Origin of the sequence: Kocuria nitroreducens, from assembly GCF_042879195.1 — a bacterium.
In the GTDB taxonomy this organism is placed as follows: domain Bacteria; phylum Actinomycetota; class Actinomycetes; order Actinomycetales; family Micrococcaceae; genus Kocuria; species Kocuria nitroreducens.
Window position 1 is genome coordinate 1 of the sequence record NZ_JBHZTC010000009.1, and the last position, 14,617, is coordinate 14,617.

Genomic DNA, 14,617 nt, shown 5'->3' on the forward strand with positions numbered 1-14,617 from the left:
GCGGTGGCCGCCTCACGTTCGGAACGCCACGCCCCCAGGGCCCGGCGTACACCACGCTAGGGGACGCTACTCACCTGATTGCCTGATTCATACAAGATCTCAGACGAGGAAGGAGTGAACACATGCGGGGATCAAAGATGCAGGGGCTGCTTACGGGGATGACCGCCCCTACAGCCCTGGCGGCTGCTGGTTGCTTCGCGGCTGGGTACACGCTCTTGGGGCTGGGACTTGTCGTACTGACTCTTGGTCTGGTCTATGCCGGTTGGCGCGCTGTGAAGCGCGGCCGGACGACTGAAGCGTTGGAAGCCAAGGCCGAGTACGACCGCTTGCACGAGAGAGAGCATCATGACGAGTCCAGCTGAGCCGCTGACACCCCGGGGGTGGGGATACTCCCGATCGGGAAATCGGCGCGCCCGGCGGTGCCTAGCAGGTCGAGGCCGGTACGGGTTCTGGACCTCGCCTTAGTAGTACTTCGTGAGGTCCGTCGTGGGGTGTTGCGTTCTGCGCTTCGGATAAGCAGACCGACAGGGGACATCGTGGCCACTGGAAAAGCTCCGATCAGCGGGAGCATCGCAATCGTCTTAGGCGTTCTGGCTGTGGTTCTCTTGGTCATCGCGATTTTCGACGGGCTTTCCTGGAGCACGGTGGTGGGTGCCTTCCTCAATTTCACAGTTTTCGTCCTGGTGTGGCGAGGCGCGAAGAAGCAGGATCGGGAGTACCACGAGCGCATCGAGCGTCTGGAGAAGCGCCTGGGAGGCGACCACTAGTTATACCCGCTGAGCCCCTGAACTTGCCCGCCATACGCCACGACTCCCACCGGCCCAGCTGATGGAGCACGTTCTTCCGGGACGGATGCACGATCAGGTCAGCGCTGGGCAGGAGAGCGCTGCAACCGAGGAAGTGGGACGGCCGCCTCGAGCTCGACGAGACGTCGCGCATCCCTTTGCACGGGGTACATCGATCGCTCTGATCACCTTCGCTCTTCCTCCAATCCAACCTCGCGGCGCAGGAACGGGAAGACCTGGTCGCTGATGACCTCGTACATTTTCTGGCCGTCGTCCGCGTTCTGAAGCGCGACCACCACAGGTGTTGATGGTCCGAGAGGAGGACAGGGCGCTCGATCAAGTGGAGCCGGGCTCATTGCTCCTCGTCCGTTCGGATGCCGCCCCGGGCGGTGCACGAGCAGCAGGTAGGGGATCTGCTGAATCAACGCCAGCAGATTGAATACCGCATCTGGTGAGAAGCGGTTCCACACGGCGTCGATCCTGCTCTTCAGTTCTCCGGTGATCGCCAGAAACTCCCATGGGACTCCCGCGAACAGCTGGTGCCCCGTGGCGGCTCCGACCACAGCAGGCAGCGGGCTACGGTAGACCGGGATGGACGGGGCAGGAATCCCCACATCGGTCCTACACAGACAAAGTCCCCGTCCAGCGTCCGTGGGTCCGACACCAATGAGACAAAGTGCTCCCTGCTGGTCCGAGGCGCCATGAACGGCTACGCAGGCCCCGGCTCAGTCCGAAATCAGGTTCCCCGAGGGTTGAACAGTTCTGCCCGCATCCCGACATCACCCGGCACCTGGACCGGCTCGGCGAGACGGACGCGCAGTGGGAGATGGCCTGGTCCAGCCTCTACCGTCCCCGCGCCCTGGCCCTCGACGAGTTCTGCCACGGCAACGTGCTGTTCGTGAGCGACGCCGCCCACCTCGTGCCGATCGTCGAGGTGCGCGGGATGATCCTCGGGCTGGAGGACGCGGCCACCGCTGCCCGGCAGCTCGCGGCCGTGGCCTCCGGTGCCGCGGAGTTCGCCCGGCGCACCGCCGACGCCTTCGCTGCGCAGTTCCCGGCCGAGGGAGCCACCGCGCCCGAGCTGTTCGCGGCGGACCGGGAGCTGGTCGGCGTCGAGGGCGGGCACGTCGTCATCGTCCACCCGGAGGGCCTGGTCGTCGCGGTGCCGGCACCGGAGGAGACCGCGGACCCGGCCGTGATCGCCGCGGGCGCCGCCGCCGGGCACACCAGCGGCGAGCGCCGGACGCACACCCCGAGGCCGAAACCGGCCGGCCCTCCAGGACCCGGCCGACCACGATTCGTCGTGGCCGCCCGGGTCCTGAGGGGTCGGTGGACGGGCCGAGGGTCAGTCGCGGTAGAGCAGCAGCGCCTCGCCCTGCCCGCCGCCGCCGCACAGCGACACCGCGGCCCTCCCGGACCCGCGGCGGGAGAGCTCGTAGGCCGCGTGCAGCGCCAGGCGGGCACCGGAGGCGCCGATCGGGTGGCCGACGGCCACGGCGCCGCCGTGGAGGTTGGCCCGTTCCAGTGGGTAGTCGAGGTCCCGCAGCGACTGGATCAGCACGGACGCGAACGCCTCGTTGATTTCGATGAAGTCCAGGTCCTGCACTGACCAGCCGGCCTTAGACACGGCGTCCTCGATCGCCCGGGACGGCTGGGAGTGCAGCGAGGTGTCGGGCCCGGCCACCTGGCCGGGGGCCCCGACCACGGCCAGGTACTCGAGTCCGTGGCGCTCGGCGTACTCCCGGCTGGTGAGGACCACGGCGGCCGCGCCGTCCGACAGCGGCGAGGAGTTGCCGGCCGTGATGGTGCCGTCCTTCGCGAAGGCCGGGCGCAGCTTCGCCATCGACTCCGCCGTGGACTCCGGCCGGACGCCCTGGTCGGTGTCGACGACCAGCGGGTCGCCCTTGCGCTGCGGGACGGTCACGGGGGCGATCTCGTCGCGGAAGACGCCGTCCTCCGTGGCGCGGGCCGCGCGCTGGTGGCTCTGGGCGGCGACCTGGTCCTGCTCCTCGCGGGAGATCGAGCGCTCGCTGTTTCCGGACTCCGTGAGGGAGCCCATGGACACGCACGCGGCGACGTCGACGAGCCCGTCCTTGGCCACGGCGTCCTCGAGCTTGAGGTCGCCGTAGCTCTTGCCCTGCCGCACGCCCATCGCGAGGTGCGGGGTGTTGGTCATGGACTCCTGGCCGCCGGCCACGACGATCTCGGCCTCGCCCGCGCGGATCATCCGGGCGGCATGGGTGACGGCCACGAGCCCGGAGAGGCAGACCTTGTTGACGGTCTCGGCGGGCACGTGCAGCGGGATGCCCGCGGCGACGGCCGCCTGGCGGGCCGGGTTCTGCCCGGCGCCGGCCTGCAGGACGTGGCCCATGACCACGTAGTCCACCTGCTCGGGGGCGATCCCGCCGCGCTCGAGCGCGGCGCGGATGGCGTGGGCACCCAGCTCGGCCGCGGTGAAGGACGCCAGGTGGCCCAGGATCTTGCCCTGGGGCGTGCGGGCGCCGGACAGGACGACGACGTCGGTGGCGGTGCTCATCGGTTCTCCTCAGCGCCGCCGGGGGCGGCGTTCTCGGTGGGGACGGTGTCGGGGGTGACGTCCTGCAGGTCGGTGCGGAAGGACGCCTCGGTCTTCTCGCGGATCTCGTCCTGGGTGACGCCGGGGGCGAGGCTGCGCAGCACGAGCCCGCCGTCCTCGACGTCGAACACGCACAGGTCCGTGACGATGCGGTCGACCACGCGCACGCCGGTGAGCGGGAGGTCGCACTCGGTCTTGATCTTGGCGGAGCCGTCCTTGGTCACGTGCTCGGTCAGCACCACGACGCGCGGGGTGCCGGCCACGAGGTCCATGGCACCGCCCATTCCCTTGACCATCTTGCCGGGGATCATCCAGTTGGCGAGGTCGCCGGTGCCGGAGACCTGCATGGCGCCGAGGATCGCGATCTTGACGTGGCCGCCGCGGATCATCCCGAAGGAGGTGGCGGAGTCGAAGACGGAGGCCCCGGGCAGCAGCGTGATGGTCTGCTTGCCGGCGTTGATGAGGTCCGGGTCCTCGTCGCCCTCGTAGGGGAACGGGCCCATGCCGAGCACCCCGTTCTCCGACTGCAGCACCACGTTGACGCCCTCGGGCAGGTTGTTGGCCACGAGGGTGGGGATGCCGATGCCGAGGTTGACGTAGTCGCCGTCGGAGAGCTCCACGGCGGCGATCGCCGCCATCTCGTCCCGGGTCCAGCTCATGCCTGGTCTCCGTTCTGCTCGGTGGCCCGCCCGGCCGGGCGGGGGCGGACGGTGCGCTGCTCGATGTCCTTGGGTGCGCCGCTGTACTGCGCGACGTGTTGGACGTAGACGCCCGGGGTGACGATGTGGTCGGGGTGGATCTCGCCGACCGCCACGACGTGCTCGACCTCGGCGAAGGTGACCTTCCCGGCGGTCGCGACGATCGGGTTGAAGTTGCGCGCGGTGTAGCGGTAGACGAGGTTGCCGTCGGCGTCCCCGGTGTGGGCGTGGACCAGGGCGATGTCGGCGACGATGCCGCGCTCCTGCACGTAGGTCTCGCCGTCGAACTCGGCGTGCGGCTTGCCCTCGGCCACGAGCGTGCCGACCCCGGTCTTCGTGTAGAAGGCGGGGATGCCGGCGCCGCCGGCCCGGAGCCGCTCGGCGAGGGTGCCCTGCGGGTTGAACTCGACCTCGAGCTCGCCGTCCAGGTACTGCTGGGCGAACAGCTTGTTCTCGCCCACGTAGGAGGCGAGGACCTTCTGCACCTGGCGGTTCTCGAGCAGGACCCCGAGGCCCTTGCCGTCCACGCCCATGTTGTTGGAGACCACCGTGAGGTCCGTGACCCTGGAGTCCCGCACCGCGTCGATGAGATCCCGGGGGATCCCGCTCAGCCCGAACCCGCCCACGGCGAGCGTCATGCCGTCCCGCAGGCTCTCCGCCAGCAGCTCGGCGGCGCTGTCTCTGACCTTGGACACCCTTGTCCCTCCCTCTCGTGCGACTGTGACTCAGCACTCAATCTAGGGAGCCTCCACATAACGGTCAACAGATCCGGCGGAATGACGGTGCTTCTCCTCATCATCCGGCCATTCGAGTCCCGGCTGTCCATATAGTGGAGTCATGGGACGGCAGTCGACGACAGGTGCGGGAACACAGGTGGTCCACCGGGTCGGCCGGCTGCTGCGGGCCGTCGCCGGGCGGGAGCAGGGCAGCACGGTCGCGGAGCTCGCGGCCGAGACCGGGCTGACCCGCCCCACCGTGCACCGGCTGCTCACGGGGCTGGCCGAGGAGGGCTTCGTCGACCGCGCCGCCGGGACCGGGGCCTGGCAGCTGGGCCCGGAGCTGTACGTGCTGGGCGCGGTGGCGGCCCAGCGCTATCCGATCCGGGAACTGGCCGGGCCCTCGCTGCGCCGGCTCGCGGAGGCCACCGGCGAGAGCGCGTTCCTGTCGGTCCGCCGAGGGCTGGAGACCGTCTGCCTGGCCCGCGTGGAGGGCGCCTTCCCCATCCGCTCCCACGTCCTCTACGAGGGGCTGCGGCTGCCGCTCGGCGTGGCCTCGGCGGGGCTGGCGATCCTGGCGCACCTCCCGGACGCGGAGGTGGAGCGGGTCCTCGCGGCCACGCCCGGCGCCCGCGCCGGGTGGGGTCCGCTGCACACGCCCGAGCGGATCCGGGACCTGCTCGCCGGCGTGCGGCGGGAGGGCTTCGCGGTCAACCCGGGGCTGATCGTGGAGGGCAGTTGGGGCATGGCCGCCGCGGTCTTCGACGCGACGGGCGCACCGGTCTACGCGCTGAGCCTCACGGGCATCGAGCCCCGGTTCACCGGCGAGCGCCGGCAGCCCCTGGGACGGGCCCTGCTCACGGAGGCCCACCGGCTCTCCCGGGAGCTGGGCCACCGCTGAGCGGCCCGGGCCGGCCCCGGTCGGTCCGGACGGGGCGCCCCAGCGCACCATCGCCGCGCGGTGCTCAGCGCGCCGTCCAGCCGCCGTCCATCGTGTAGGACGCCCCGGTGACCATGGACGCGTGCGGTCCGGCCAGCCACGCCACGAGGCTGCCGACGTCCTCCGGGTCCACGAGCTTCTTGATCGGCGTCTCACCGAGCATGATCCGCTCCACCACCTCGGACTCGGGGATCCCGTGCACCTTGGCCTGATCGGCGACCTGCTTCTCGACGAGCGGGGTGCGCACGTAGCCGGGGTTGATGCAGTTGCTGGTCACCCCGTGGGCCGCGCCCTCCACCGCGATGGTCTTGGACAGCCCTTCGAGGCCGTGCTTGGCCGAGACGTAGGCGCTCTTGTAGGGGGACGCCCGCAGCCCGTGCACGGAGGAGACGTTGATGACGCGCCCCCAGCCCTTCTCGTACATGTGGGGCAGGGCCGCGCGCACCAGCAGGAACGGGCTCTCGAGCATGAGCACGAGGATGCGGTGGAAGTCCGCGGGATCGAACTCCTGCAGGGGGGACACCTTCTGGATGCCGGCGTTGTTGACCAGCACGTCGACGTCGAGGCTCAGCTCGGCGAGCGCCCCGGTGTCGAGCAGATCCACGGCCCAGGCCCGTCCCCCGAGCTCGCCGGCGACGCGCTGGGCGCCGGCCTCGTCGACGTCGGCCACCACCACGTGGGCGCCGGAGCCGGCGAGAGCTCGGGCGGCCGCGAGGCCGATGCCGCTCGCTCCGCCGGTCACGAGCGCGGTGCGCCCCTCGAGGCCGTTGTCCTGGAACATGGGGGTCCTTTCTTCCGTCCGCGGTGCCCACCGGGTCCGGGGCACCGGTCACCGTCACGGTATGTGATCCGGACCACGACGGCGAGCAGGATCGCGCGTGTCACATTCCGTCACACCCGTCACGCGGGCGCCGAATGGCGCGACGCCCGCCGGTGCGCTTGGATGAAGAGGTCACCATCCAGAGCGGCCGAGAGATCTGGCTCGACGACGCCGCAGCAACCCGGGCGACGGTTCCCCGTCCCACCTCCGGTGCTACCGCCACGACCGATGGAAAGGACGTGCGACCCGTGCTGCACAGTGCCGACCGCATCCTCACGACCCACGCCGGGTCCCTCCCCCGGACCCCGGCGCTGCTCGAGGCGAACCGGGCGAAGGGCAGCGTCCCGGAGGCCGAGTACGACCGGCTCCTGCAGGACTCGGTGGTCGACGTGGTCCGCCGGCAGGACGAGCTCGGGATCGACGTGGTCAACGACGGCGAATACGGCCACGTCATGGCCGCGGAGGTGGACTACGGCGCGTGGTGGCACTACATCTTCGCCCGGATTTCGGGCCTCACCCCCGGCGAGGTGGACCTGTGGGAGCAGGAGCCCCAGCGCTCTGCCCCCGGCCGGGTGGTCCTGACGAGCTTCGGGGACCGCCGGGACCGCCAGATCTTCAACGAGGCGTACACGGACCCCACCTCGGGCATCACCGTGGGCAAGCAGGCGCCGTTCCCGAGGATCACCGGGAAGCTGGAGTACACGGGTCATGCGGCGCTGGAGGCCGACATCCGCAACCTCAAGGCGGGCCTGGCGGCGACGGGCGCGAGCGAGGGCTATCTCGCCGCGCTGTCCCCGGGCTCGTGCGCCCGCCTGGAGAACACCCACTACGCGGACGAGGACGAGGTCCTCACCGCGTGCGCCGAGGTCATGCGCGAGGAGTACCGGGCGATCACCGACGCCGGGCTGATCGTGCAGATCGACGACCCCTCCATCGCGGAGAACTGGGACCAGGTCAACCCGGAGCCCGGCGTGGCGGACTACCAGGCGTTCACGCGCAAGCGCGTGGAGGCCCTCAACTACGCCCTCGAGGGCATCCCGGAGGAGCAGGTCCGCTTCCACCTGTGCTGGGGCTCCTGGCACGGCCCGCACACCACGGACCTCGGGTTCGAGCACCTGGTGGAGCTCATGCTCTCCATCCGGGCCGGCGGCTACAGCTTCGAGGCCGCCAACGCCCGGCACGAGCACGAGTGGAAGGTCTGGCAGGACCACGTGCTGCCCGAGGGCAAGGTCATCATCCCGGGGATCGTCTCCCACGCCACCAACGTCGTGGAGCACCCCGAGCTCGTGGCCGACCGGATCGAGCGCTTCGCCCGCCAGGTGGGCCGCGAGAACGTCATCGCCTCGACCGACTGCGGCCTGGGCGGGCGCATCCACCCGCAGATCGCCGAGGCCAAGCTCGAGACCCTGGTCCGCGGGGCCGAGCTCGCCTCCCGCCGGCTCTGGTCCTGACCGGCCCGCGACGTTCCCGCCGCTCCCGCCGTTCCCGCCGTTCCCGCCGTTCCCGCCGTTCCCCAGGAGGAAACGCATGACCATGCAGAACACCGACCACGTGCGGACCACCCACGTGGGCTCCCTGCCGCGCACCCCGCGCCTGCTCGAGGCCAACCAGCGGCACGCCGAGGGCGCCATCACCTTCGAACAGCTCACCGACGAGCTCGCCGTGGGCGTCGAGTACGTGGTCCGGCGGCAGCGCGAGACCGGCGTGGACGTCGTCAACGACGGCGAGTACGGGCACTCCATGTCCAGCGCGGTCGACTACGGCGCGTGGTGGAACTACTCCTTCTCCCGCCTCGGCGGTCTCACCCCGTCCGACGAGGACCGGTGGGCGTCCACGGAGAAGAAGCGCTCCTCGCCCGGCAGCATCGTGCTCACGAGCTTCCCGGACCGCCGGGACCGCGAGCGCTTCCGGGAGGCGTACGAGGACCCGGCGTCGGGCATCCTCACCGGGCGCTCCTCGACCAAGCAGCCCAAGATCACCGGGCCGCTGACCTACACCGGCCAGGAGGCGGTGGCCTCGGACGTCCGCCACCTCCGGGCCGCCATGGCGGCCACCGGGGCGGAGACCGGATTCGTCGCCGCCCTCTCCCCGGGCTCCGCGGCGCGCGTGACCAACGAGTACTACGAGACCGACGAAGAGCTCGTCTACGCCTGCGCCGACGCGATGCGCGAGGAGTACCTGACGATCACCGGCGCCGGGCTGACCGTGCAGATCGACGACCCCTCCATCGCGGAGTCCTGGGACCAGATCAACCCCGAGCCCACGGTCGAGGACTACCTGGCGTTCACGCGCCTGCGCGTCGAGGCCCTCAACCACGCGCTGCGCGGGATCCCCGAGGAGCAGGTCCGCTTCCACCTGTGCTGGGGCTCCTGGCACGGCCCGCACACCACGGACCTCGAGCTGAAGCACCTCGTGGACCTGATGCTGACCATCAACGCCGGCGGCTACACGTTCGAGGGCGCCTCGGCCCGGCACGCCCACGAGTGGAAGGTCTGGCGGGACCACCCGCTGCCCGAGGGCCGCGTCATCATCCCGGGGGTGGTCTCGCACTCGACGAACGTCGTGGAGCACCCCGAGCTCGTCGCGGACCGGATCGAGCAGTTCGCCTCCGTGGTGGGCCGCGAGAACGTCGTCGCCTCGACCGACTGCGGACTGGGCGGGCGCCTGCACCCGCAGATCGCGTGGGCCAAGCTCGAGTCCCTCGTGGCGGGCGCACGCCTGGCCTCGGAGCGGCTCTACCGCTGAGCCGCCGCTCCTGACGTCACCGCCGTGCCGTCGGGCCCGGTCCTCCCCGGAGGGCCGGGCCCGGCCGCGTCCGGGCGGGCGGGGGCGGCGCGGGCGCTGCCGGCGAGGGTGATCCGTGCGCGGCCGGCCACCGGCTCTCTCTACGAGGTGGTCCGTGCCACATCGCTGGTGCACGGCCTGCTGGTTCGGCACCGAAGGTGACAGGCGTCACTTCCACCCGTAGTATCACCTTCAATTACCGAACGTTCGGTCATGATGCGTTCGGTCCCGCCGAGGACGTCGCCGTCCCCGATTCCCCTGGAGATCCCATGGCGCACACTTCATCCGCCCCGGCCGGGCGGCACGAGATGTCGCGCGAGGAGCGCAAGGTCCTCGCCGGCACCCTCGTGGGCACCACCATCGAGTGGTACGACTTCTTCATCTACGCCCAGGCCGCGGCCTTCGTCCTGGCGCCCCTGTACTTCGCGCCGCTGTCCGAGGAGAACGCCGGCCTCGCCCAGGTGGTCGCGTGGGCCTCCCTGGGCATCAGCTTCCTGTTCCGGCCGCTCGGCGCGGTGGTCGCCGGACACCTCGGCGACAAGTACGGCCGCAAGATCGTCCTGGTCCTCACGCTCGTGGGCATGGGTGCCGCGACGATGCTGATCGGCCTGCTGCCCACCTACGCCACGATCGGCATCTGGGCCCCGGTCTTCCTGGTGATCCTGCGCATCATGCAGGGCTTCTCGGCCGGCGGCGAGTGGGGCGGCGCGGCCCTGATGTCCGTCGAGCACGCCCCCCGGAACAAGCGCGGCCTCTTCGGCGCCTACCCGCAGATCGGCGTGCCGCTGGGCATGCTGCTAGCCACGAGCTTCATGTTCGCCCTGACCTCGATGATGTCGCCCGAGGACTTCCAGGCGTGGGGCTGGCGCATCCCGTTCATCTCCTCCGTGGTGCTGATCGTGGTCGGCTACCTGATTCGCAAGACTGTCGACGAGTCCCCGGTCTTCAAGGAGATGCAGCTGCGCAAGAAGGAGTCCTCCGCTCCGCTGGGCCAGCTGTTCAAGCACAACTCCAAGGAGGTGACCCTCGCGGCCCTGATCTTCGCCGCCAACAACGCCGCCGGCTACCTCGTGATCGCGTTCTTCGCCTCCTACGGCTCCAACGTGCTGGGCATGCCGCGCTCGCAGACCCTCATCGCCTCCCTGATCGGCGGCGTGGGCTGGCTCGTGTTCACGATGTTCGGCGGCTGGATCTCGGACAGGATCGGGCGGGTGCGCACCTTCCAGATCGGCTACGCCATCATCATCCTGTGGGCCGTGCCGATGTGGTTCCTGCTGGACACCGCGTCCCTGCCGCTGTTCGCCCTGGCCATCGTGATCCTCACCGTGGGCCTCGGCCCGTCCTACGGCCCGCAGTCGGCGCTCTACGCCGAGATGTTCCCGGCCCGCGTGCGCTACTCGGGCGTCTCGATCGGCTACGCGTTCGGCTCGATCATCGGCGGCGCGTTCGCCCCGATGATCGCCCAGCTGCTGCTCAACGAGACGGGGATGTCCTGGACGATCGGCGTCTACATCGCCGGCATCGCGATCGTCTCCTTCATCGCCGTCTCCCTGGTGCCGAAGGACATCCAGGAGATCGACCTGCACGTCGAGGAGGTGCACGAGGACTACGTCGCCGCCCACCCCGAGGCCGCCGAGATCCTCGAGGCCGCCGAGGTCGCGGAGAAGCACCGCGACTGAGCGCCGCACCCGGCCGACGACCGAGCCGCCCGCCGGCACCCACGGGTGCGGGCGGGCGGCTCCGCTCGTGCGGGCCGCCCCGAGCACACCACGAGCACACCCCGCTCCCACCCCGGGGCTCCCACCGGAGTCCCGCCGAAAGGACTCCTCCATGACCACCGACCCCCTGCTGCCGACGGTCTCGACGGCGGTGGCCGATGTGCTGGCCGAGCGCACCGACCACTTGTTCGGCCTGATGGGCAACGGCAACGCGCACCTGATCAGCTCGCTGACCTCCCGCGGCTTCGGCTTCACCTCCGCCCGGCACGAGGCCGCCACCGTGGCCATGGCCGACGCCTACCACCGGGCCACCGGGCGGACCGGGGCCGCGACGACGACGTACGGGGCCGGGTTCGCCAACACCTACACCGCCCTGGCCGAGGCGCGACTGGCCCGCATCCCGCTGGTCCTGGTCGTCGGCGACGCCCCGACCACCGGGCGGCGGGCGTTCGACATCGACCAGACCGCCGCCGCGGCCGCCGCCGGGGTCACCACCCTGGTCGCGGCGCCGGACAACGCGGCCGCGATCACCCACCGCGCCTTAGACCTCGCCGCCCAGACCGTCCAGCCGGTGGTGCTGGCGATCCCCTACGACCACGCCACCGCCCCCCTCACCGGGCAGACCGTCCTGGACCCGCTGCCGGTCAAGCCCGTCTTCACCGCCTCCACCGAGGACCTCGACCGCGTCGCCGCGATCCTGCGCAGCGCGACCAGACCCCTGATCCTGGCCGGGCGCGGAGTGCTCCTGACCGGGGCCACGACCCCCCTCACCGAGATCGGGGACCGGCTCGGGGCGCTGTTCATGACGTCCGCCATGGCCACCGGGGTCTTCGACTCCCCGTGGGACCTGGGCATCGCCGGGGGCTTCACCCGCGCCCACCGCCTGGAGCTGGCCCGGCAGGCCGACGTCGTCCTGGTCGCCGGGGCCTCACTGAACGCCTTCCAGCTGCGCTACGGCACCCTCTTCGCCCCCGGCACCCGGGTGGTCCGCATCGACAACGAACCCGAGGACCTCGAGCCCCCGGTCACCGACTACGTGCGCGCGGACCTGGGACCGTTCCTCCAGGGACTCACCGGCCGGATCTCCGCCGCCGCCCCGGAGGCCACCTGGCGGGCGGCCGCCCCCGAGGTCGCCACCGCCGCCTTCCGCGGCTCCGCCCCGGTCGAGGACCCGGCCGAGTTCGGCTCCGACGGCCGGCTCAACCCCCGGGCCGTCGTCGCGGCCCTCGACTCGATCCTGCCCACCGACCGGTCCGTGGTGATGGACGGGGGCCACTTCATCGGCTGGGCCCCGATGTACCTGTCCGTGCCCGACCCGCAGGCCATGGTCCTGGTCGGCACCGCCTTCCAGTCCATCGGGCTGGGCTTCGGCTCCGCGGCCGGGGTCTCGGTGGCCCGCCCCGACCGCACCACCGTGTTCTTCTCCGGCGACGGGGGCGGGCTGATGGGCCTGGCCGACCTCGAGACCTTCATCCGCGCCACCCGCCGCGGCGTGATCGTGGTGCTCAACGACTCCGCCTACGGCGCCGAGCTGCACCAGTACGCCGCCAAGGGCCTGGACCCCACCGCGATGCTCATCGACGAGGTCGACTTCGCCGCCCTGGGCCGGGCGATGGGCGCGTCCGGGACCAAGGCGCACACCCTGGACGACCTCCAGAGTCTGCGGGACTGGCTGGCCGGCCACGACGAGGGCGTGTTCGTCCTGGACGTGGCCATCTCCCAGCAGGTCGTCGCCGAGTTCATGAGCGCCTCCCTCGCCGCCGGCCGCCGGCTCTGACCCCACCGGTCCCGCCCCGGGCCGGCCCCGCCTGGATCAGGCGGCGGGACCGGCCGTCCAGCCCGCCTCCACCGCCCCCACGAGATCCGCGCACCGGCGCGGCCACTCGGCCAGCAGGTGCAGCAGGTCCTGGGCCAGCCGGGGCCAGGCCCAGTCCCCGGCCACGGGCTCCGCCGCGGAGCGGCCGTGGCCGCGGGCGTCGTAGCGCACCCCCCGGCACCCAGTCAGCCCGGACGCCAGGTCCAGGCCGCCGGCGGTGTTGGCGGACTGGTCGGAGGGCAGCCCGTGCAGCTGGGCGACCGGCGGGCCGGAGCCGGTCACGTCGTAGGCCAGTCGGCAGCGGGGGAGCTCGAGCGTCGGCATGCCGCCACGGTACGCGTAGACGGTGACCACCGGTGGGCCGGGCGCGTCCTCGGCGGCCGGACCGCGGGCCGCCCGGCCGGTGCGGGCCGTGCGCCCGCGGCGTCCTTCGCCGAGCACACCCGGGAGCTCGCCGGCCGGCCCCTGCGCGCGGTCCTTCCCGTGCACAGCCGCACCGAGCCGCGCTGGCGCGACGCCGCGGGCAGGTTCATCACCGACTCGGTCCTGGAGTGCTCGGACCCCGGTCCGCAGGCCTGCCGCGCCGCCGTGCGCGAGACGCTGGAGCTGGGCTCGCACGCCCTGGAGCCGATCCTGCGGCCCCACGGCGGCATGCCCGTCCCGCCGGGCATGTTCATGCTGTCCTACCTCGACTACCGGCCGCTGCCCGCGACGCTGGCGCCGGGGCTGCGGGCGCAGCACAGCTCCGCGTCGGCGCCGACGACCGGGGTGCAGGTGTGGTTCGTGGTGAGCGACGACGGCCTGCACCTGCGCGCCCGCTACCCCGGGCACCGAGGAGGCCCGCTCGTCGGTGGAGGCGTGGCTGGGCGCCGTCGGCGCCGGGCTGCGCGCGGAGGCGCGCCCGGAGCCGGACCGCGGGTCGTGGCCCTTCTCGCACCCCGGGAGCCCGTGCGAGCTCGGTCCGGGCCGACGTGCGACTGCCTCCGTCCCGGTCCGCCGACTATCCTGGTGGCAGCGGGCAGAAGGGGTCAGATGGACGACCGGACGATCGCCAGGACGCAGGCCAGGTTGATCCGCACCGCGCTGACGAGCACCGGGCTGGGTGCGCGCGATCTGTGGCTGCGGTACGTCCAGCTGGGCGGAGACGTCGGAGAGCTGGAGCTCGACGCCTACCTGCACCACGCCCTGTACCTGCCGCCCCGGCACCGGGACGGCCTGGCGAGGGCCGCCAACCAGCTGGTGCCCGGTCGCCGTGTCCCGTGCAGCCGCGACCTGCGCCCGGAGGAGTACCCGCCCGAGGCCTGAACGCCCGGCCGGGGCCCGGCGGACCTACACGGTCCGCTCGGGGAGGGGCGCGGACTTCTCGTGCTCCTTCTGCCACGGCCACCGCCCGCTGATCTCGAGCTCGAGGGACCAGCTGAGGAAGGTGCGCACGAGCACGATGAGCGCCAGCACCCCCACCGACTCGAAGGTGGGAGTGATGGCGACGGTCTTGATGATGTCCGCGGCCACGAGCAGCTCCAGTCCCAGCAGGATCGAGCGGCCGAGACGCTGCCGGTAGCTCTCGTAGGTGTCGCGCTCCCCGCCCCGGCGCCCCAGCAGGTCCCGCCCGGCCAGGAGGGTCGCGACCACCGTCCCGATGACGATGGCGACGACGCCTGCGACGTCGACGGCCTCTCCGACCAGCTCCATGGACTCCTGGAACGACATCCTGCACCTCCGGTGACCCCGGCGGGACGCGCCGGCTCGAGTCTGCGATGAGGAC

14 protein-coding genes, 1 pseudogene and 1 riboswitch are annotated in these 14,617 nt (G+C 71.7%); of the genes and pseudogenes, 8 read left to right on the forward strand and 7 right to left on the reverse strand.

All coding sequences use genetic code 11. The features are described from left to right. The first annotated feature begins 536 nt into the window (after positions 1 to 536). Positions 537 to 767 carry a hypothetical protein gene (locus tag ACFYE1_RS07580; protein ID WP_387741517.1) on the forward strand — a complete coding sequence of 77 codons (231 nt, stop codon included), beginning with the start codon at positions 537 to 539 and terminating at the stop codon, positions 765 to 767. A gap of 203 nt (positions 768 to 970) precedes the next feature. Here ACFYE1_RS07580 and ACFYE1_RS07585 read toward each other — a convergent pair whose 3' ends face one another. Beyond that, complete coding sequence (locus tag ACFYE1_RS07585; RefSeq protein WP_387741519.1) at positions 971 to 1,399, reverse strand: hypothetical protein; 429 nt, start codon at positions 1,397 to 1,399, stop codon at positions 971 to 973. A 212-nt stretch (positions 1,400 to 1,611) separates the two neighbouring features. Here ACFYE1_RS07585 and ACFYE1_RS07590 point away from each other — a divergent pair. After that, a pseudogene (locus ACFYE1_RS07590) lies at positions 1,612 to 1,740 on the forward strand (hypothetical protein); the annotation flags it as partial. Between the two features lie 390 nt (positions 1,741 to 2,130). Here the strand turns inward: ACFYE1_RS07590 and ACFYE1_RS07595 are convergent. Genes ACFYE1_RS07595 through ACFYE1_RS07605 form a run of 3 tightly spaced genes read right to left on the reverse strand, consistent with a single transcriptional unit; the run spans position 2,131 to position 4,753 of the window. Beyond that, on the reverse strand, positions 2,131 to 3,321 hold the full coding sequence (locus tag ACFYE1_RS07595) for an acetyl-CoA C-acetyltransferase (protein WP_387741521.1): 1,191 nt from the start codon (positions 3,319 to 3,321) through the stop codon (positions 2,131 to 2,133). Next, entirely contained in the window at positions 3,318 to 4,019 is a 702-nt protein-coding gene (locus ACFYE1_RS07600; protein ID WP_387741523.1) for a CoA transferase subunit B, read from the reverse strand. Before ACFYE1_RS07600 ends, ACFYE1_RS07595 begins: the two co-directional genes overlap by 4 nt. Beyond that, positions 4,016 to 4,753 carry a CoA transferase subunit A gene (locus ACFYE1_RS07605; protein WP_387741525.1) on the reverse strand — a complete coding sequence of 246 codons (738 nt, stop codon included), beginning with the start codon at positions 4,751 to 4,753 and terminating at the stop codon, positions 4,016 to 4,018. The genes ACFYE1_RS07600 and ACFYE1_RS07605 overlap by 4 nt, the downstream gene beginning before the upstream one ends. Before the next feature lie 142 nt (positions 4,754 to 4,895). Here ACFYE1_RS07605 and ACFYE1_RS07610 point away from each other — a divergent pair, with 142 nt between their 5' ends. Continuing rightward, positions 4,896 to 5,675 (forward strand): IclR family transcriptional regulator, encoded by a 780-nt coding sequence (locus tag ACFYE1_RS07610; RefSeq protein WP_387741526.1) that lies wholly within the window; start codon positions 4,896 to 4,898, stop codon positions 5,673 to 5,675. A gap of 64 nt (positions 5,676 to 5,739) precedes the next feature. On the opposite strand, the gene ACFYE1_RS07615 is transcribed toward ACFYE1_RS07610, so the two are convergent. Then, entirely contained in the window at positions 5,740 to 6,495 is a 756-nt protein-coding gene (locus tag ACFYE1_RS07615) for a 3-hydroxybutyrate dehydrogenase (protein ID WP_387741528.1), read from the reverse strand. A 171-nt stretch (positions 6,496 to 6,666) separates the two neighbouring features. Further along, a riboswitch (SAM riboswitch) is annotated at positions 6,667 to 6,769 on the forward strand. A 13-nt stretch (positions 6,770 to 6,782) separates the two neighbouring features. Here ACFYE1_RS07615 and ACFYE1_RS07620 point away from each other — a divergent pair. The 4 genes from ACFYE1_RS07620 (at position 6,783) to ACFYE1_RS07635 (ending at position 12,813) form a co-directional block, all read left to right on the forward strand. Continuing rightward, positions 6,783 to 7,985, forward strand: coding sequence for a cobalamin-independent methionine synthase II family protein (locus ACFYE1_RS07620; protein WP_387741529.1), 1,203 nt, complete (start codon positions 6,783 to 6,785; stop codon positions 7,983 to 7,985). A gap of 76 nt (positions 7,986 to 8,061) precedes the next feature. Then, a complete protein-coding gene (locus ACFYE1_RS07625; protein WP_387741531.1) occupies positions 8,062 to 9,279 on the forward strand; it encodes a cobalamin-independent methionine synthase II family protein in 1,218 nt (405 codons plus the stop codon). A 308-nt stretch (positions 9,280 to 9,587) separates the two neighbouring features. Beyond that, a complete protein-coding gene (locus ACFYE1_RS07630) occupies positions 9,588 to 10,997 on the forward strand; it encodes an MFS transporter (RefSeq protein ID WP_387741533.1) in 1,410 nt (469 codons plus the stop codon). Between the two features lie 151 nt (positions 10,998 to 11,148). After that, positions 11,149 to 12,813, forward strand: coding sequence for a thiamine pyrophosphate-binding protein (locus tag ACFYE1_RS07635; RefSeq protein ID WP_387741535.1), 1,665 nt, complete (start codon positions 11,149 to 11,151; stop codon positions 12,811 to 12,813). Between the two features lie 36 nt (positions 12,814 to 12,849). On the opposite strand, the gene ACFYE1_RS07640 is transcribed toward ACFYE1_RS07635, so the two are convergent. Beyond that, a complete protein-coding gene (locus ACFYE1_RS07640; RefSeq protein ID WP_387741537.1) occupies positions 12,850 to 13,341 on the reverse strand; it encodes an alpha/beta fold hydrolase in 492 nt (163 codons plus the stop codon). Between ACFYE1_RS07640 and ACFYE1_RS07645 the strand changes: the two genes are divergently transcribed. Further along, positions 13,336 to 14,157 (forward strand): hypothetical protein, encoded by an 822-nt coding sequence (locus ACFYE1_RS07645; protein WP_387741539.1) that lies wholly within the window; start codon positions 13,336 to 13,338, stop codon positions 14,155 to 14,157. The two genes, ACFYE1_RS07640 and ACFYE1_RS07645, sit on opposite strands and share 6 nt — an antisense overlap. A 24-nt stretch (positions 14,158 to 14,181) precedes the next feature. Here ACFYE1_RS07645 and ACFYE1_RS07650 read toward each other — a convergent pair whose 3' ends face one another. Further along, entirely contained in the window at positions 14,182 to 14,562 is a 381-nt protein-coding gene (locus ACFYE1_RS07650; RefSeq protein ID WP_387741541.1) for a DUF1622 domain-containing protein, read from the reverse strand. Positions 14,563 to 14,617: the final 55 nt, after the last annotated feature.

Coding starts and splice junctions, on each gene's coding strand:
- ACFYE1_RS07635 (WP_387741535.1), top strand. CDS start 11,149: ATGACCACCGACCCCCTGCTGCCGACGGTCTCGACGGCGGTGGCCGAT.
- ACFYE1_RS07615 (WP_387741528.1), bottom strand. CDS start 6,495: ATGTTCCAGGACAACGGCCTCGAGGGGCGCACCGCGCTCGTGACCGGC.
- ACFYE1_RS07600 (WP_387741523.1), bottom strand. CDS start 4,019: ATGAGCTGGACCCGGGACGAGATGGCGGCGATCGCCGCCGTGGAGCTC.
- ACFYE1_RS07610 (WP_387741526.1), top strand. CDS start 4,896: ATGGGACGGCAGTCGACGACAGGTGCGGGAACACAGGTGGTCCACCGG.
- ACFYE1_RS07625 (WP_387741531.1), top strand. CDS start 8,062: ATGACCATGCAGAACACCGACCACGTGCGGACCACCCACGTGGGCTCC.
- ACFYE1_RS07630 (WP_387741533.1), top strand. CDS start 9,588: ATGGCGCACACTTCATCCGCCCCGGCCGGGCGGCACGAGATGTCGCGC.
- ACFYE1_RS07650 (WP_387741541.1), bottom strand. CDS start 14,562: ATGTCGTTCCAGGAGTCCATGGAGCTGGTCGGAGAGGCCGTCGACGTC.
- ACFYE1_RS07595 (WP_387741521.1), bottom strand. CDS start 3,321: ATGAGCACCGCCACCGACGTCGTCGTCCTGTCCGGCGCCCGCACGCCC.